Here is an 18,017-nt window from a genome sequence, read left to right on the forward strand (position 1 = left end):
AAAATGCAAACCATCCTACAGCGGACCACCATCGGTGGAATCAGCCTCCCCCTTATTGCCAAGCAGCATCTGCGCCGGCTACGCCTCGTATTTTCAGGCATCAGTTTTACGCATCCAAGCAATCATTAAAACTGATGCCTTTAGGCAATATCTGGCATAGCTCTTGCATCCGCAAGTAACGCTATCACAGCATACCCCTAGCATTCAGCAGTTGTTTCCACACTCTCACAGCAGGAGCAAGCCATGCAAAATACAAATACCAAACGGCGCAATGTCATCAAGGCAATTGGTGCATCGATCGCTGCCTCCACCCTGTCCGCACCATTTGTGAACGTCTTTGCACAGGAACAGAACTTCAAAGGCAAGACGTTGCGCTTCCTTACCTGGTCGGACGACACCGGCCTGGCAGCGCTACGCAATATTGCAGCCAGCTTCTCTGAAAAGACCGGCGCCAAAGTGATCGCCGACCGCGCTGACGGTACTTCGGGCATGGTTGCCAAGCTAAAGGCGGCTGGCAGCAAGCCGCAATATGATGTGATTACGCTGGCGGGTGTCGGCGCTTCCGGCCTGGCCGACGCCGGTTTGCTGATGCAACCGGATCTGGCGCGCCTGCCTAACCTGAAAGATGTCGCACCTGAGCATCGCAGCGGCGCCAACGGTTTCGGTGTCGGCTATCTGCTGTGGACCAACGGCCTGATCTACAACACATCGACCTTCAAAGCGCCGCCATCCAGCTACGAAGCCTTGTGGGATCAAAAATACAGCGGCCGCATTTTTCTGCCGCCGCCAAGCTGGGTCGAGGCAGTCGACCTTGCCATCATTGCAGCGAAACTGTCGGGCGGCTCGCAAAAGAATATCGATCCCGGTTTCAAGAAGCTGGCGCTACTCAAGGATCGTATCCTGATGCTCGGCGAGAATCCAAACCAGGTAGCGGAACTGTTCCGCACCAACGCGCTGGATCTGGGCGGCATCTACTCGCCGGCATTCTTCCCGGTTGCGATTAAAAAGCCAGAATACAAAATGGGCGTCACCTATGACATGAAGGAGGGTTTTGCTGCACAGTTGATGTACACCGTGATTCCGAAATCTCATCCCGGCGACCTCGACCTGATCCACGCCTTCATCAACCATACGCTGGACCCGGTAGTGCAAGGCAAGATGGCCGCCGACGTGCTCAACGGGCCGGTAAATACCAAGGCGGCGATACCGGCGGAGAGCAGCCGCTACGTCCCTAGCCTGCGGCAAATTGCGGAGAAGGCGCAGATTCACGACGACAAGGCGCTGGCTGTGGTGCAAAGCGAATGGGTGCGCCGCTACACCGAGATCTTCTCGGCCTAATGGCAACATGCGGCAACAGGTAAAGGCAAAAGCAATGCTTGATCAAAATTCCAATGCACGACCGTGGCTGCTGCTACTGCCGGTACTGCTGTTCCTGGCAGTGCTGGCAGCGGCGGCGCTGGCGGTAATCCGCATGAGCGTCGGCAGCAACGGCGATGAATGGCACAGCGTTTCGCTGACCAGTTATGCCGATCTGGCGACGCCTTACTACATGAAATCGTTATGGCTCACCTTGCGCCTGGCGTTTCAAAGTACGGTGCTGGCGGTGTTGCTGGCAATCCCGGTGGCGATCGCCATGGCGCGCGCCAAATCCAAGCTGGCGCGACGCTTGCTGCTGACCGGGGTGCTGCTGCCTTTGCTGGTAAATCTGCTGCTGCAAAGTTACGGCTGGCTGATCATCCTCGGCCCCGGCGGTGTACTCAACAATTCGCTGCTGGCGCTAGGTATCGTGCAGCGTCCGGTGCAATGGCTGTATCGTGAAAACGGCGTGTTGCTGGGCTTGATTCAGACTGCCTTTCCGTTGGCGGCGCTGCCAATGGCCAGTGCACTGAAAGCGATTTCCGGCAGCTACGAAGAAGCCGCTGCCACCATGGGCGCCAGCCGCTGGCAAATCCTGCGCCATGTGCTGCTGCCGCTGGCGATGCCAGGCATCCTGTCGGGCGCCTTGCTGGTGTTCGCCTATAACGCCAGTGCCTTTGCCGTACCGCTGCTGCTGGGTGGCCGTCGGGTCTCGATGTTAGCCGTGCTGGTGCGCGACCAGATCACCCCCTTGCTCAACTGGCCGGCGGCGTCAGCCACCAGCGTGGTCTTGATGCTGGCGACCCTGGCGGTGATGGCGCTGTCGCAGAAACTGGTTCATCGATCACAGAAAATGCTGGGAAACACACCATGACTTCGCTCGCTCTTCCCCTCCTGCGACGGGCCCTGCCCGGCCAACTCACGCGCTTGACCGGCGTGCTGGCAACGGTGGTGCTGATCCTGGCAGCGATGCCGATCATCACCATGATCATCATGTCGTTCGGCGCCTCCGACACCCTGGCCTTTCCGCCGCCAAGCTACGGCCTGCAATGGTATCGGGCCGCCTGGCATACTTTCATGTCGCCTGATGCCAGCGACGTCTTGTCGATGGGGCAAGCGCTAGGCACCAGCCTGATGGTGGCGCTGGCGACCATGCTGATCGCCGCTGCTGTCGCCATCCCCGCCGCCTATGCGCTGAATCGTTTCGACTTCCCCGGCAAAGGCCTGGTCGAGCAATTCATCGCCTTGCCCATGGTGTATCCGCTGGTGATGCTGGGCATTTCTCTGCTGCTGGTGTTCAACTATCTGCCGCTCGAACTGGGCATATTCCGCCTGGTCATCGCCCATGTAATCCTGGCGTTGCCGTTCGCGGTCAAGAATTGTTCGGCGTCGATTGCCGGCATCGGCCCGGAATTCGAAGAAGCAGCCTATCTGATGGGTGCGCGGCCGCTGCGCGCCATGTTCGACGTGGTGCTGCCCTTGATGCGGCCCGGCATCCTGGCCGGCATGCTGTTCGCTTTCATCGTCTCCTTCAACGAATTCACGGTGACATTTTTCCTGTACGACGTCGACACCATGACGCTGCCGGTGTGGCTCTACAGCCGCACCGTTTCATCGCTCGACCCTACTGTATTTTCGTTCGCCGTATTCATCGTCCTGATCGATTTCGGCTTGATCTGGCTGCTGGAAAAACTGGTGGGCGACGACGGCGTGGCGCTGTAGCCGCGCATTGAAGCAACACCTCGAAGCAACACGCTTCAACTTTGCGGCAACACGTTTCAACCTTGCGAGAAGAATATGAGCAACCAATTAGTTATTGAAAACGTCAGCAAGCAATTCGGCGCGGTGCAAGTCGTCAAGCATGTCAACCTGAGTATTCCGGAAGGCAAGCTGGTGTGCTTCCTGGGTCCCTCCGGCTGCGGCAAAACCACCTTGCTGCGCATGATTGCAGGTCTCGAAACGCCGACCAGCGGCCGCCTCACCATGGACGGCAAGGATCTCACCAATGTCGCTGCCTGCGAGCGCGATTTCGGCATGGTGTTCCAATCGCTGGCCTTGTTCCCGCACATGACCGTGGCCGGCAACATCGCCTATCCGTTGCGTTTGCGCAAGGTCAACCAGCAAAGCCAGAGCAAACGGGTCGACGAATTGCTGCAATTGATCCAGTTGCCGCACATGTCCAACCGTCCGGTGGCGCAACTGTCCGGCGGCCAGCGGCAACGGGTGGCGATTGCCCGCGCGCTGGCGTCCGCGCCCAAGTTGCTATTGCTGGACGAGCCGCTGTCAGCACTCGACGCCAAACTGCGCGAAGCAATGCAGGTTGAAATCCGCCTGCTGCAGCAACGCCTCGGCATCACCACCATCATGGTGACCCACGATCAGCGTGAAGCGATGACCATGGCCGATGTGATCGTGGTGATGGAACAAGGCCGGATCGCGCAGATCGGTTCGCCGCTGGAAGTGTATCGGGATCCGGTCAACGAATTTGTGGCTGATTTCATCGGGCTCGGCAACATCCTGCCAGCCGTGCCTAGCGGCGATCAGCGGGTGCGGCTGGCCGGCGGTCAACAGATAGATATCAGCAGTGCGCGCAAAATCAGCGATGGCCAGGAAATCCGCTTGTTGATCCGCCCCGAAGATGTTTGCCTGAAAATCAGCGCCGCGGTCGGGCACGATGATCTTCACTCCAGCATCGGCAACAACAGTGTGCCAGGCCAGGTCAGTTTTATCCGCGATGTCGGCTCGTCGCTGGAAGCCACCATAAACTGCTCCGGTTTTTCATTGACCGTGGCGACCAGTCCGCGCGAGGTGCCTGGCCTGACGATAGGGACACAGGTATTGGCGACTTTGCCGCCGCATGCCTGCAAGCTGATCGACGCCAGCCCCGGCCGGCTTGCCGCCTGATTCAACTTACTCATAGGAAAACGCCATGAACGTCTTGCCTTTCTCCAGCTCCATCCTCAGCCGCCGCATCTTCAAGATCGGCGCCGCCGCTCTGCTCGCCGCCGGAATATTGCACGCTGCACCCAGCCACGCGGACGCCATCGACAACATCAGTAAAAGCGGCAAGGTCAGGATCGGGGTCTTTATGGACTACCCGCCATTCGGTTCGATCGGCCCGGACATGAAGCCGCTCGGCTACGACATCGATATGGCAGAACTGATCGGCAAGGCATTGAAAACCAAGGTCGAGCTGGTGCAAGTCACCGGCGACAACCGCATGGCTTACCTGGCCGGCGGCAAAGTGGATCTGCTGTTATCGGTGGGGCAAACACCGGAGCGCGCCAAGGTCATCGATTTTTCCGATGCTTACGCCCCCTACTATCTGGCAGTGTTCGGCGGCCCCAAACTGGCAGTTAAAAACAATGCCGACCTGGCCGGCAAGACCATCTCCGTCGCCCGCGGCACGCTTGAGGATCTGAGCATTTCCAAAGTAACGCCGGCCGACGCCACCATCAAACGCTTCGACGATCCTAACGGCGCCATCTCGGCTTTCCTGTCGGGACAGACGCAGTTGATGGTAGTCGGCAACGACGTCGGCGCCACCATCATGGCCAGGAACCCGGCGGCCGGCATACAGCAAAAATTCCAGTTGTTCAGCTCACCCGATCACGTCGGCTTGAACAAGAACGAGCCACGCCTGACGCAGCAAATCAACCAGGCTATCGTGCAAGCCAAGAAAGACGGCAGCTTGAACAAGATTTCACAGAAATGGCTGCGGCTGCCGTTGCCGGCGGATTTGTAGTCTGTCGCATCGCGGGGAACCATCGAATATCAACGCAGCACCACTCGCTGACAAAAAATGAAACGACTTGAGATTACTGAAATAGGCAAGACCGGCGATGCTGGAGCTGGCGTATCCGACGCCGGAGCGCTGACGCTTGCATCGGCAGCAATCAGCTGTGGCGAGCTGCTGATCAAACTCCTGGAGAACTACGGCGTCGAACTAGTGTTCGGCATTCCCGGGGTGCATACCGTCGAGCTGTATCGCGGCCTGGCGCGGTCGCGCCTGCGCCACATCACGCCGCGCCACGAGCAGGGCGCCGGCTTCATGGCCGACGGTTATGCGCGTGTCAGCGGCAAGCCCGGCGTCTGCTTCATCATCACCGGCCCCGGCATGACTAATATCGCTACCGCCATGGCGCAAGCCTATGCCGATTCGATCCCGATGCTGGTGATTTCCAGCGTCAACGCCCGCCAGCATCTGGGCAATGGCAACGGCATGCTGCATGAGTTGCCGTCGCAACGCGCTGTGTTTTCCGGCATGACCGCGTTCTCGCATACGCTGATGAGCGCCGATGAACTGCCAGCGGTATTGGCACGCGCATTCGCAGTGTTCGACAGCGCCCGTCCGCGCCCGGTGCATATCGAGATTCCCCTGGATATCATCGTCGCTCTCGCAACTGCAGCGCATCTGTCCTGCGCCATGCCGGCCCGCAGTTCGAAACCTTGCGCCGATCCGCGCAGCGTGGCCGCGGCGGCAGCCATGTTGCGGCAAGCCAAGCGGCCTTTGATCCTGGCCGGCGGCGGCGCCGTCAATGCTGCTATCGAATTGCAACAGCTGGCAGAACGTTTGCAGGCGCCGACGGCGCTCACCATCAACGCCAAAGGTTTGCTGCCGCCGCAACATCCGCTGCTGCTCGGCTCGACCCAGTCCACCGCGGCGACACGCGCACTGGTGTGCGAAGCCGATGTGGTGCTGGCAATCGGCACAGAACTCGGCGAAACCGACTATGACACCGTGTTCGACGGCGGTTTCCGCATTCCCGGAAAATTGATCCGTATCGACATCGACGCCCTGCAGCTGGCGCGTAACTATCCGCCATCGCTCGCATTGCTGTCGGACACCGGCAGCGCGCTACAGGGCTTGCTGCAGCATTTGCCGCCGCTGCCGGAATCGCCTTTGCACGCGTCGCTCTCTGACGCCTCGTGGGGCAGCAACCGGGTTGCGGCCTTGCGCCGTACGGTCGACGCCAGCCTTGACCATCCGGCCCGCATGCAGCAGCGCATGCTGGAGGTGGTAGCGAATACATTGCCGGACGCGATCTACGTCGGCGATTCGACCCAGCCTGTGTATACCGGCAACATCACCTTCGACGCCCGCACGCCGCGCAGCTGGTTCAATTCATCGACCGGATACGGCACGCTCGGTTATGCGCTGCCAGCCGCGATAGGCGCCAAACTGGCCGCGGCCAACGCATCGGTGGTATGCCTGATCGGCGACGGTGGCTTGCAATTTACCTTGCCGGAACTGGCCAGCGCGGTGGAAGCCGGCGTGCCGGTGATTATCCTGCTATGGAATAACAGCGGCTACGGCGAAATCAAGAAATATATGCAAAACCGCGCCATCGAGCCGGTTGGCGTCGATATCTACACACCGGATTTCCTGGCGATTGCACGCGGCTTCGGTTGCTCTGCCGTGCATGCGGCAACGGCAACGGAATTGACTCGCGCCTTGCAACAGGCGAAGCATGCGACCACGCCGACCGTGATCGAAATTTCAGAAACAGAATGGACCGGACAGGAGCAATGATGTCTACCACCCCACCCCGTCAGGGCCAGCTATATATCGCAGGCCGCTGGTGCAACGCACGCTCCGGCCGTGTGGAAACCGTCTTCAATCCGGCTACTGAAGCGCCGCTGGCTGAAGTCGCGGTTGGGGCAGCGGAAGATGTCGACGCCGCCGTTAGCGCAGCCGCTGCTGCACAAAGTGCATGGGGTCGTAGTTCCGGCCATGAACGCGCCACCTGCTTGCGGGCGATTGCCCGAGGGGTAGAACAACAGCAAGAGCAACTGGCGCAGCTGCAAACCGCCAACAACGGCAAACCCCTGAGCGAATCGCAGATCGACATCGGCGATGTGATCGCCACATTCAACTACTACGCTGAACTGGCCGAACAACTCGATGCCCGTCAGGATCAGCCGGTAACCCTGCCTGACGCCGGCTTTGCGGCGACATTGCGGTGCGAGCCGTGCGGCGTTGCGGCCTTGATCGTGCCCTGGAATTTTCCTATGGTGACCACGGCGTGGAAAGTCGCACCGGCGCTGGCGGCCGGTTGCACGGTCATACTCAAGCCATCTGAAATCACGCCGCTGCCAGAGTTGGCGCTGGCCGCGATTATCGATCAGGCTGGATTACCCGCCGGCGTCTTCAACCTGGTCACCGGCAGCGGTGCTGAAGTCGGGACTGCACTGGTTGCTCATCCAGCAGTACGCAAAGTCTCATTCACCGGCAGTACCGCCGTCGGCCAGACGGTGATGAAGGCCGCCGCCGACGATCTCAAGCGCGTCAGCCTGGAACTGGGCGGGAAATCGGCGGCGCTGATGTTTGCCGACGCCGATCTCGAACTGGCGCTCGAGATTGTCTGCGGCGGGATATTTTTCAATGCAGGGCAAATGTGCTCCGCCACCTCGCGCCTATTGATCGAACGCAGCATCGCCGAGGATTTCATGGCTCGCCTGAAGCGGCGCGTCGATGCTATTAAGGTCGGCGATCCGCTGGACCCCGCTACCCAAATGGGCCCCTTGAGCAACCGCCAGCAATATCGAAAAGTACAGCAATACATTCAGCAGGGACTGGCCGGCGGCTTGAGATTGATCAGCGGCGGTGAGCCGCAAGGCATGAGCAAGGGATATTTTGTTGCGCCGACAATCTTTGCAGATGTGCCCTTCGACAGCCCGTTGTGGCGTGAGGAAATCTTCGGCCCGGTTCTGTGCGTCAACACCTTCGACAGCGAACAGGAAGCGATTGCGATCGCCAATCAAAGCGAATACGGCTTGGTGGCGACCGTGCTGACCACCGACCAGGAACGCGCAAGCCGTGTCTCGGCGGCGCTGGAAGTGGGCCTGGTCTGGGTCAACAGCCCGCAGGTGATTTTTCCCCAGACTTCCTGGGGCGGCATGAAGAAAAGCAGCATAGGCCGCGAACTGGGGCCGTGGGGATTACAAGCGTTTCAAGAAATAAAGCATGTAGTTGTTGCAACGCCAAAAACACAGCAGCCGCCAGAATAAGATTTTTCTTATGCCAATCCAGGCGACCGGTGATTACCATGAATCATGCAATTCATTTCAATACTTTGGGTCCGCAGCATGCGGGCCCAGCTTGATTGATACGGCAACACCCATCAAAGCAAGGTGGAACGCCGTAAAACATGGTTATCACTTCAAGGAAATATCTCGTGGAACAACAAACTGACTTACTGCAAACTTTAGTCGTAGCGCAAATACTTACGCTTGCAAAAGCCATCAAGGCGGAAAAGCAAACCGTCGGCCATGCCGGCAATGGCAGAGGAGAATACGTGCAGGAGGCAATTGCCTTGACCGCGCTTAAACGTACGGACGTACTGCAGATGCTTGCCGACATGGAGTCTGATCTAGCGTTGCCTTTTCATCTGTGAAAAGGCAACTTTAAACCAAGGTTAACCCTGCCGGCGCCTGGTTATTCAGGGGCCAGATCACCAGCGCAATCAGTGCAAGAATCTGCCGCTCTTGGCAACCATGGTCAGATCGACGAACTCTGAACCATTGTGGTTGCTTGGACTGAAGGTGACGAAATAGCCGCCGGCGTCATAGTGGTTGATGGTTTCCAAGGCCCTGATCAAGCCGTCGCGCGACAAATTGCTGCCGGCGCGCCTAAGACCTTCCACCAGGACCTTGGCCGCAATGAAACCCTCCATGCTGACGTAATCCCACTCTTTCTTGCCATCTTGCAGATAGTACTTGCGATACTCCTTGACGATGCCGTTGACCTCATCCCAAGGCGCCGGCATCACTTGCGCAATCTGCACCCCGCTGGCGTCCTTGCCCAGCGCGTTCACCAGTTGTTGACTGCCGACGAATGAGATGTTCCAGAACGACGGCGGGCTGCCGGCGGCGATCATGGCTTTGATGAAAGCGGCGCTGGAATTGTAGGCAGACACCATGATCACCGTCTGCGGTTTGCTTTGGCGTATCTTGGCGACCGCATCGCTGACGTCTACGCTATTGCGCTCGACCGTGCCCAAACCGGCAACCTCGATGCCGCGCTTCTTCAACGCCCGGGTCACTCCTTCCAGGCCAGCCTTGCCATAGGCGTCATTTTGATAGAAGACAGCAATCCGCTTCAATGACAGGGTGGTGATTTGCTGCACGATTTTCTCGGTCTCGGCAAAATAGCTGGCGCGGATGTTGAAAATATTCCGATTGAACGGTTCACGCAGAGACTGGGCGCCGGTAAACGGTGCGAAAAATGGCATCTTGGCCTTGGTCACTGCTGGAATCGACGCATTCGAGGTGGGCGTGCCGACATAACCGAACAAGGCCAGTACCTCGTCTTGTTCAATGAACTGCCGGGTATTCGCTGCCGCGCGCTCCGGTTCATAACCATCGTCCAGCGTCTTCAGAATGATTTTTCTGCCGAACACGCCGCCGCTGGCGTTGACCTGATCGAAATACGCTTGAGCGCCGTCATGCATGCCCTTGCCCAACTCTTTGGCAGGTCCGGTAAATGCCGCTGACTGAGCGAGAGTAATGGTGGTGGCGGTGACGCCAGTATCGGCGCGGCAGAAGACGGTTGTCAACAGCAGGGATGACAGCACGAGTAATTTATGAAGTCGCATGCGAAATCCGATCGTTCGTTTGGATGAAGTTGATAGATATTGAAAACCCGTTGCAAAATTCGATGCAGTCGATGTTAGCGCTACCGAAAACCAAAGTAAGCAGACACCTGGCATGGCCAGTTTCGATGCGCTTAATGGCGTGGGGTTGGACTAGGGATCTGGCTGCGATCATTCGCGGTGCGCGACAAAAAACATCGACGTAATTTGTTGCGACGCAAAAAATTTCGCTAAGTAAAACGCAAAGCGGGGGATGCTGTCAAGCAAACTACGCCACTTTCACGGTATAGACATGCAATGAAACGTTGGCTTCCGAGCAAGAATGGGACCGGGCATTCAAATCTTTGTTGCGACGCACATAAAACATGTAATTATCACAATCTGAACTATCCGCATGTGCAGATAGCAAAACACCTATGCAATTTTTGTTACTCGCCGTAATGTGCCTCTGCGCGCAAGGCGTCGCCGGGACTGGCAAACAGTTGCTGGCGCAGTTGTTCCAACCGCTGCTGGCGATCCTGAGGCGCCAGTTGCTGCGTCTTGAGTTGCGCAGCTTGTTCCACATATTGCTGATAGCGGCTTTTCCAATCGCGCTCCTGTTGGGCAAACTGCTGAGCCCGGGCAGCGACCCCCGGCCCCAGTTGCTGGGCCAGCGCCTGCATTTTCTCGGGTGAATCGCCTTGCAGCAGTGCTTGCTGCAAACCTTGGATCGATGCGTCTTCGCGCCGGCTGCGCTCCAGCGCCTGGCGCTCGGCTGCGGGCAGGCTTTGCTCCAAGGCCAGCTTGCGTTGTGCTCTCTCTGCAGCAGACAAAGTGCTATCGCTGTCGATACGCACCTTGGCCAACGCAAAGCGTTGCTGGTTCAACTCATCACCAAAAAAAGCCGTTTGCCACTCACCCAGGTATTGGGCAGCCAGTTGCGCCTGCTGATCCAGCGTGCGGCTGATGGCCTCCAGATCCATGCTGGATTCAGTCGGCACTTGATTGCCGTTACCGGGTAATTTTTCCAGTGCGGCGAGGTAATCGCGGTAACGCTGCCACAGCTGGGTTGCCTCAGCCGCCGCAGGCTTGCCATTCAATTGGGCAACGATCGCAGCATTGACCAGCCCATCCAACGCTGCCGGCTGCAGCTGGTTTTGCGCTATGAGGAAGTAGTCATAAAAGTCGCGCACTGCGCGCACCCGCAACAGCCGGCCGCCACTATCCAGCGGCAATGGCGGAGCCGAGGTTCCTTGCAAATGGGAAGGCAAGTCAGGACTTGCCTCGAAACTACCGTAGGGTAATTTCATGAACGGTTCGGCCGCACTGATCGCAACGGTCTGCGGCTGCTGCCCCGGCTCTGCAACGTTGCTGTCGGCGCTGCGCCAGTAGCTCAATCCAGCCGCCAATCCAAGCGCGGCTGCGCCTGCCCACAACGCAATACGTCGACTCATGGCGTTACACTCCGTCTTTTTGCAGGCGATTCAGATGTGTCTTCATCACGGCTACCGGATTTTCTGCCTTGCCGCCGCGAATCCCGAGAAACTGATTGATTTCATCCAGATGGTTCCATTGGTAAGTGCCGACATCCTGGCCGTACTTGGCGCTACAGACTGAAACCAGGCCATCATTCGCGCCCACGCCCTGATTCGCCACGAACACGCCGGCCGCACGCAGCGCCAAGGTCGATGGATCGGTCCATTGTGCCGAGTCGAGGAACCAGCTCAGGCTGGTGTCGCTGACCAGTTTGACGCCGAAAAGGCTATAAGGCTGAAATGCAGCGCCAGTGTAAGAATACATACGCTGCGTATTGCCATCGACATTGGCCGTGGCAGCACCGCTGGCGCAGCTTGCGGTGCTCAAACCAGCGCTAGGGAACTTGGCATTGAACTGCTTGGCGCCACCGACAGTGAGCTGGCGTAATGCTGCTTGAGCATTCTGAAACGGCGTGTATTGAAGATTTGCTTTGCCGTCAGCCGTACGCTGTGCAATGCTCGCGACGGTCAATGCCGTCAGAGCGCTATCCGTCAACTTTTGCTGATCCATGAAATTCAACGCCTGATCAATCAGCTCAGAGCCTTTGTGCGGCGTGCCGATGGTGGTCACCGACGCCACCTTCCCCGGAGCCACGGCGGCCACATAACGCGCCGTCATACCGCCTTGGTTGTGGCCGATGAAATTGACTTTGGTAGCGCCGGTCTGCGCCATCACTGCATTCGCATAGTTCAATAACTGATCGCCGCGACCGATATTTACCACACCAAATAACGGATCTTTGGCGTCATCGACGCTGAATGCTTCCAGATCCGCCACATATACCTTGGCGCCGCTGCGTTCCAGTTCTTGCTTAAAACCGTACCAATAATCGACGTCGGTGGTGGGCACGGCAAACTGTATGTTCAGTGCCTTCAGAACTGAGTTGATAAGGCCGCCCAGCATGGCAATCGTGCCCTTGGAATAGCTTTCCGCGCCGCCAACGCCCGGCACCAGGATCACCGGGTACGCCGTCTCAGCATATTGCTTAGCCGGGGTTGCCTGCGCGTTCACGTTGCCGATGCTATACATCAGGGTTGCCGCAGCCACGGCGGCGGCCAGCATGGTTTTTTTTGCGATTGAAGTCATGTTTCTGCTGAATAATCAGTGCAGTAGTTGAGAATCGTCAGATCATAGGTGAGTAACGTTGACGGAAAAATAAGACGATTCTTATTTTCATCACTTGTTGTTGGCAAGATACTCAGCAAAGCGCTACAAGGCGGGCTGGAATATTCTGATTTCCCAGTTGAACAACATACAGACAGCGCTGAATGTATATAATGAGAATCATTATTGATCATGGCTTTTGTATGAGACTTTGTGATTTGACGCCGTTTGCGCCGGCAGTGATTGACTACGTAGAAGACGTGCTGGAGCTGGACCCGATCGCCAAACGCTTGCGCGAGCTGGGTTTTGTCCGGGGAGAAGCGGTCAGCCTGGTGGCGCGCGGCCCGGTCGGCGCCGATCCGCTGATGATACAGATCGGCTTCACCCGTTTTGCCCTGCGTCGCGCCGAAGCGCACCGGGTCCACGTCAATCCTGCTAATCCGGCGTCCTGAATCCCAGCCCCATGTCTAGCGCATCCTCCCTCCGCATCGCCCTGGTCGGCAACCCTAATTGCGGCAAGACCGCCCTCTTCAATCAGTTGACCGGAAGCCGCCAGAAAGTAGCGAACTATGCCGGTGTCACGGTAGAACGCAAGGAAGGCCGCTTCACTGCTCCCTCCGGGCGCGCGTTCCAATTGCTCGACCTGCCGGGCGCATATAGCCTGGAAGCAACCAGCCCGGACGAAATGATTACCCGCAAAATCTGCCTCGGCCAGATGCCAGGCGAAGCGTTGCCGGACCTGGTGGTCTGCGTGGCGGATGCAACCAATCTGCGCCTGCACCTGCGCTTTGTGCTAGAGGTCAAACGGCTGGGCCGGCCCATGGTGCTGGCGCTGAACATGATGGACGCCGCCCGCAAACGCGGCATCACCATCGACCGCGCCGAGCTGGAACGTCGTCTCGGTATTCCCGTAATCGAAACCGTAGCGGTACGCAGCGGCGGCGCGCGCGCACTGATCCAGCACCTGGACCAGGCCGCTGCCCCTTCATCGACATCGACATCGGCAAGCGACAGCGCCGACGACGATTTGCACGCACAAGTGCGTAGCATGCTGGCGGCGGCGGTTACCATGCCGCGCAATACCTCGATGATCGACGATGCGATCGACCGCTGGGTATTGCATCCGGTATTCGGGCTGGCGCTACTGGCGGCCATCATGTTCTTTATTTTCCAGGCGGTTTTTTCCTGGGCGCAGCCGCTGATGCAAGGCATCCAGGCCGGCGTAAGCGCAGTCGGCGCCTGGGTTGCCGCTGCCATGCCGGAAAGCCTGCTGCGCAGCCTGATCAGCGACGGCATCTTCGGCGGCTTGGGTACAGTGCTGGTGTTCCTGCCGCAAATCCTGATTCTGTTTTTCTTTATCCTGATGCTGGAAGAATCCGGCTATCTGCCGCGCGCCGCCTTCCTGCTCGACCGCATGATGTTCAAGGCCGGCCTCACCGGCCGTTCCTTCATCCCGCTATTGTCGAGTTTCGCCTGCGCGATTCCCGGCATCATGGCCACCCGCAGCATTCAAGACCCGCGCGATCGCCTCACCACTATCCTGGTGGCGCCGCTGATGACTTGCTCGGCACGGCTGCCGGTGTACACGCTGCTGATCGCCGCCTTCATTCCGAACCGCAGCGTGTGGGGCCTGTTCAATATGCAAGGCATCGTGCTGTTCGTGTTGTACGTGGCCGGGATCGTCAGCGCGCTGGCGGTATCCTGGGTCATCAAGCGGGTGCGCAAGGACAAGAGCGAGCATGCGTTGCTGATGGAATTACCGTCCTACCGTCTGCCCGGCGCCCGCAATATCGCCATCGGCCTGTGGGAACGGGCGCTGATCTTTTTACGCCGCGTCACCACCATCATCCTGGCGCTCACCGTACTGCTGTGGTTTCTGTCGACCTTCCCCGGCCCGCCGCCAGGTGCGACCATGCCAGCCATCGATTACAGCCTGGCCGGCAGGATCGGCCATCTGCTGGAACACATCTTTGCCCCTATCGGCTTTAACTGGCAGATCTGCATTGCGCTGGTGCCGGGCATGGCCGCGCGTGAAGTTGCGGTGTCGGCGTTGGGTACCGTGTACGCCATGTCCGGCAGCGAAGACATGATTGCCTCGCAACTGGGACCGATGATTGCCCATCAATGGTCGCTGGCGACTGCGCTAGCGTTGCTGGCCTGGTATGTATTTGCACCGCAATGCATGTCGACACTGGCAGTGATGCGGCGCGAGACAAATTCCTGGAAGATTGTCGCCGTCGCTGCCGCCTACCTGTTTGGCCTGGCTTATCTGGCGGCTTTCCTCACCTACCAAATTACCAAGTTCCTGACATGACGCCATTTCTCGTGATCCAAGCCATTGTGATCGGCAGCGCTGTAATCGCCAGCCTGATCTACGCCTGCCGCCGTTTGATGCCAGCTACCAGCCAGCGTTGGCAGGCGGCGTTGGCAAATGCATTGAGCACTGCTTCTCGACCGGCAGCGCTGCGCGCGATCGGCAAGCGTTTGCAGCCGGTGGCGGCTGCCGGCGGTTGCGGCAGCGGTTGCGGTTCGTGCTCCACTGGATGCGGTTCGGCGTCCGCCACTACCGAACAACCGATGCAGTTTCGCGAGCGATCGAGCGAATAAATATCTTGGGAGGCTATTTTCAGCTTCTGGATGCCGGTGCATGCACTCCGTGGCCCGTTAAAAGGGGTCAGAGTAATTTTCGCAAACAACCGCGAAAAAAAACTCTGACCCCATTTAACTATTTATCCTGCAGCGCGTAGCGTGCGCAGTACTCGTCGGTAATCAATCCTGACCACCAGCCACCCCGCAACACAGCCCGAATCGCCTCAGCCTTCTTGGCCCCGCCGGCCATGCCGATTACCGGCCGGGTTGGCGGCGAGCTCAGCGGCAGACTGGTGACACGCTCTTCAAGCGGCGATGCGATCAAGCGGCCGTCACCCGCAATCGCATGTCCGATCATTTCCCCCACCGCCCCATACGCCTGCAATTGCGCAACTTCCTCAGCCGTAATGAAACCGTCTACATGCATCGGGCAACCGGGCGCAATGGTGCCGACGCCGATAAAGGTCACATCCGCCTGCTGCGCCAGATCGGCAACGATCCGATACACCCGATGGCTGCACCACTGCCGCATGTCTTCGGCACTGTCGGCCACCAGCGGCGCCGGCAGGAAAAAGAAACGCGCCTGGATTTTATCGGCGGCGGTAAGCGCCACGTCATACCGATTCGATGAACCATCGGCAGCAATCGCACCGACCATCGAAACGATCCGGTGCTGCGGCCGCTCCATTTCGGTGACCGCTTCCAGCGCCGCCTTCAAGGTCCGCCCCGAACCGACATTGACCACCAGCGGCGTTTCCTGCTGCAGATAGCGCTCCATCACCTCGGCCCCGACTACCGCCAACATCTGCTGCACGCCAACGTCGTCAACCACGCTATCGCCCGCGCCTTCACTCGGCACCACATAGCATTGCTCAAGGCCGTAGCGCTGCTGCAATGCGGCCGCCAGCTCCAGGCAAGTCGACACCGGGTGCTCTACCCTGACTTTGACCAGCCCCGATTCGCGCGCATAAGCCACCAGCCGCTGCGCCATCTGGCGCGAGATGCCAAGGTGATCGGCGATTTCGTTTTGCGTATTGCCGGCCACGTAATACATCCACGCCGCACGCGCGGCGAGATCCAACTTTTCATTTCTTGATGCCATCTGATTTCCTTTTTTGGCGTGGAGCGCTTGGCGTGCTGACTCACAACATGCGCACAACATGCATCACCAATCTCGCTGCGGCCCTGTTTTTTTGGCATTCGACCTCGGGATTGTCCCAGATAGCGCAGCGTCGCAGAACTACCCGGCGCACATTTATTCAGCAAAAAAATCTTGACATGCTTTGAATCATGGATGATTATTTGCTCAACGAAAAGTCTTTTGCTCAATATTTTTATCACTATGAACCAAAAGACAACGTTAAAAATTTTCCAGGTAGAAACCATAAACACTGCTTGAGAAAGTGATACCGCGAAGCCGCGCAAGTCGGCATGGCGTATTAATCATTCCAACCATGGAGACAAACATGAAACGTCGCAGCATTCGCGCAAGCTCGTTTTCGACCGTCCTGGCTTCATCCCCACTCCCGCTCAGCCTGATCTCGATGGCTATGCTATGCAGCAGCGCCTGGGCCGCACCGGCCACCCTGAACATCGCAACGATCAACAATCCAGACATGATCGAATTGCAAAAACTCTCGTCGAATTTCGAAAAAGCCAATCCTGATATCAAGCTGCGCTGGGTAGTACTGGAAGAAAACGTGCTGCGGCAGCGCGTCACCACCGACATCGCCACCGGCAGCGGCCAGTTCGACCTGATGACGATAGGCGCATATGAAGCGCCGATCTGGGCCAAGAAAGGCTGGCTGGCGCCGATGGAAGGTTTGCCGGCCGGCTACGATGAAGCCGATCTGATCAAGACCGTGCGCGAAGGCTTGACTGAAGGCGGCAAGCTGTACGCTCTGCCGTTCTACGCCGAAAGCTCGATGACCTATTACCGCAAGGACCTGTTTGCGGCAAAAGGCTTGAAGATGCCTGAGCACCCGACTTTCCAGGACATCGCCGGTTTCGCTGAAAAGCTGACCGACAAGCAAAACGGCGTCGCCGGCATCTGCCTGCGCGGACGCGCCGGCTGGGGTGAGAACATGGCGCTGGTCAGCACCATCGCCAATACCTACGGCGCCCGCTGGTTCGATGAAAAATGGCAGCCGCAACTCAATTCGCCTGAGTGGAAAAATGCCGTCACCACCTATGTCGACCTGCTGCGTAAATACGGTCCGCAAGGCGCCACCTCCAACGGCTTCAACGAAAACCTGGTGCTGTTCTCCAGCGGCAAATGCGGCATGTGGATCGACGCCACCGTGGCGGCCGGCATGATCTACAGCAGCAAGGAATCGAAAGTGGTCGGCAAGGTGGCGTTTGCACCGTCGCCGGTGGCCGTCACGCCGAAGGGTGCGCACTGGTTGTGGATCTGGTCGCTGGCGATTCCCAAATCGTCTAAATCGCAGGAGGCCGCCAAGAAATTCGCTGCCTGGGCGACTTCCAAGGAATACGTGCAACTGGTGGCCAAGGAAAAGGGCTGGGGGCTGGTGCCTCCCGGCACCCGCATGTCGACCTACGCCTCGCCTGAATACAAGCAGGCTGCGCCCTATTCCGATTTCGTGCTGAACGCGATCCAGTCGGCCGACACCAAAGATGCGACGCTGCAAAAAGTGCCCTATACCGGCATCCAGTTCGTGACGATTCCTGAGTTCCAATCGCTGGGCACGGTAGTCGGCCAGGCGATTGCCGGCGCACTGGCTGGCAAGTCGACTGTCGAAGTTGCGCTGCAGACTTCGCAAGCGCAGGCGGATCGGGTGATGCGTCAAGGACGCTATATCAAATAAATAGTCAATAAAAAGCAGACCGGCAAGCGGACGC

16 protein-coding genes are annotated in these 18,017 nt (G+C 58.4%); 12 read left to right on the top strand and 4 right to left on the bottom strand.

The window, feature by feature from the left end; all coding sequences use genetic code 11:
• The first annotated feature begins 243 nt into the window (after positions 1 to 243).
• From VNZ60_RS22450 to VNZ60_RS22485, 8 genes are all read left to right on the top strand, one after another.
• Positions 244 to 1,338: an ABC transporter substrate-binding protein gene (locus VNZ60_RS22450; protein ID WP_325663172.1), complete on the top strand. Its 1,095-nt coding sequence runs from the start codon at positions 244 to 246 to the stop codon at positions 1,336 to 1,338.
• 34 nt (positions 1,339 to 1,372) lie between these two features.
• The gene (locus VNZ60_RS22455) at positions 1,373 to 2,230 is read left to right on the top strand and encodes an ABC transporter permease (protein ID WP_325663174.1); all 858 of its coding nucleotides are present in this window, start codon (positions 1,373 to 1,375) and stop codon (positions 2,228 to 2,230) included.
• Positions 2,227 to 3,078 carry an ABC transporter permease gene (locus VNZ60_RS22460; RefSeq protein ID WP_325663176.1) on the top strand — a complete coding sequence of 284 codons (852 nt, stop codon included), beginning with the start codon at positions 2,227 to 2,229 and terminating at the stop codon, positions 3,076 to 3,078. Before VNZ60_RS22455 ends, VNZ60_RS22460 begins: the two co-directional genes overlap by 4 nt.
• 75 nt (positions 3,079 to 3,153) lie before the next feature.
• Entirely contained in the window at positions 3,154 to 4,260 is a 1,107-nt protein-coding gene (locus VNZ60_RS22465) for an ABC transporter ATP-binding protein (protein WP_325663177.1), read from the top strand.
• Positions 4,261 to 4,285: 25 nt separating this feature from the next.
• Positions 4,286 to 5,101 (top strand): transporter substrate-binding domain-containing protein, encoded by an 816-nt coding sequence (locus VNZ60_RS22470; protein WP_325663179.1) that lies wholly within the window; start codon positions 4,286 to 4,288, stop codon positions 5,099 to 5,101.
• A gap of 57 nt (positions 5,102 to 5,158) precedes the next feature.
• Complete coding sequence (locus VNZ60_RS22475; protein WP_325663181.1) at positions 5,159 to 6,889, top strand: 5-guanidino-2-oxopentanoate decarboxylase; 1,731 nt, start codon at positions 5,159 to 5,161, stop codon at positions 6,887 to 6,889.
• Positions 6,886 to 8,367 (top strand): aldehyde dehydrogenase family protein, encoded by a 1,482-nt coding sequence (locus tag VNZ60_RS22480; RefSeq protein WP_325663182.1) that lies wholly within the window; start codon positions 6,886 to 6,888, stop codon positions 8,365 to 8,367. Before VNZ60_RS22475 ends, VNZ60_RS22480 begins: the two co-directional genes overlap by 4 nt.
• Before the next feature lie 167 nt (positions 8,368 to 8,534).
• Positions 8,535 to 8,753: a hypothetical protein gene (locus VNZ60_RS22485; RefSeq protein ID WP_325663184.1), complete on the top strand. Its 219-nt coding sequence runs from the start codon at positions 8,535 to 8,537 to the stop codon at positions 8,751 to 8,753.
• A 69-nt stretch (positions 8,754 to 8,822) separates the two neighbouring features.
• On the opposite strand, the gene VNZ60_RS22490 is transcribed toward VNZ60_RS22485, so the two are convergent.
• The 3 genes from VNZ60_RS22490 to VNZ60_RS22500 all read right to left on the bottom strand — a co-directional run bounded on the left by VNZ60_RS22490 (position 8,823) and on the right by VNZ60_RS22500 (position 12,551).
• On the bottom strand, positions 8,823 to 9,953 hold the full coding sequence (locus VNZ60_RS22490) for an ABC transporter substrate-binding protein (RefSeq protein ID WP_325663186.1): 1,131 nt from the start codon (positions 9,951 to 9,953) through the stop codon (positions 8,823 to 8,825).
• Between the two features lie 425 nt (positions 9,954 to 10,378).
• The gene (locus tag VNZ60_RS22495; protein WP_325663188.1) at positions 10,379 to 11,383 is read right to left on the bottom strand and encodes a lipase secretion chaperone; all 1,005 of its coding nucleotides are present in this window, start codon (positions 11,381 to 11,383) and stop codon (positions 10,379 to 10,381) included.
• Positions 11,384 to 11,387: 4 nt separating this feature from the next.
• A complete protein-coding gene (locus tag VNZ60_RS22500) occupies positions 11,388 to 12,551 on the bottom strand; it encodes an esterase/lipase family protein (protein WP_325663190.1) in 1,164 nt (387 codons plus the stop codon).
• 221 nt (positions 12,552 to 12,772) lie between these two features.
• On the opposite strand from VNZ60_RS22500, the gene VNZ60_RS22505 reads away from it, so the two are divergent.
• Genes VNZ60_RS22505 through VNZ60_RS22515 form a run of 3 tightly spaced genes read left to right on the top strand, consistent with a single transcriptional unit; the run spans position 12,773 to position 15,176 of the window.
• The gene (locus VNZ60_RS22505) at positions 12,773 to 13,021 is read left to right on the top strand and encodes a FeoA family protein (protein ID WP_325663192.1); all 249 of its coding nucleotides are present in this window, start codon (positions 12,773 to 12,775) and stop codon (positions 13,019 to 13,021) included.
• Positions 13,022 to 13,032: 11 nt separating this feature from the next.
• A complete protein-coding gene (gene feoB, locus VNZ60_RS22510) occupies positions 13,033 to 14,883 on the top strand; it encodes a ferrous iron transport protein B (RefSeq protein WP_325663194.1) in 1,851 nt (616 codons plus the stop codon).
• Positions 14,880 to 15,176 (top strand): DUF6587 family protein, encoded by a 297-nt coding sequence (locus VNZ60_RS22515; protein ID WP_325663195.1) that lies wholly within the window; start codon positions 14,880 to 14,882, stop codon positions 15,174 to 15,176. The genes feoB and VNZ60_RS22515 overlap by 4 nt, the downstream gene beginning before the upstream one ends.
• 118 nt (positions 15,177 to 15,294) lie before the next feature.
• Here VNZ60_RS22515 and VNZ60_RS22520 read toward each other — a convergent pair whose 3' ends face one another.
• On the bottom strand, positions 15,295 to 16,260 hold the full coding sequence (locus VNZ60_RS22520; protein WP_325663196.1) for a sugar-binding transcriptional regulator: 966 nt from the start codon (positions 16,258 to 16,260) through the stop codon (positions 15,295 to 15,297).
• Between the two features lie 442 nt (positions 16,261 to 16,702).
• Here VNZ60_RS22520 and VNZ60_RS22525 point away from each other — a divergent pair, with 442 nt between their 5' ends.
• Positions 16,703 to 17,983: an ABC transporter substrate-binding protein gene (locus VNZ60_RS22525; RefSeq protein ID WP_325663378.1), complete on the top strand. Its 1,281-nt coding sequence runs from the start codon at positions 16,703 to 16,705 to the stop codon at positions 17,981 to 17,983.
• The last annotated feature ends 34 nt before the right edge of the window (positions 17,984 to 18,017 follow it).

It is taken from the genome of Collimonas sp., from assembly GCF_035566375.1.
Classification (GTDB): Bacteria; Pseudomonadota; Gammaproteobacteria; order Burkholderiales; family Burkholderiaceae_D; genus Collimonas.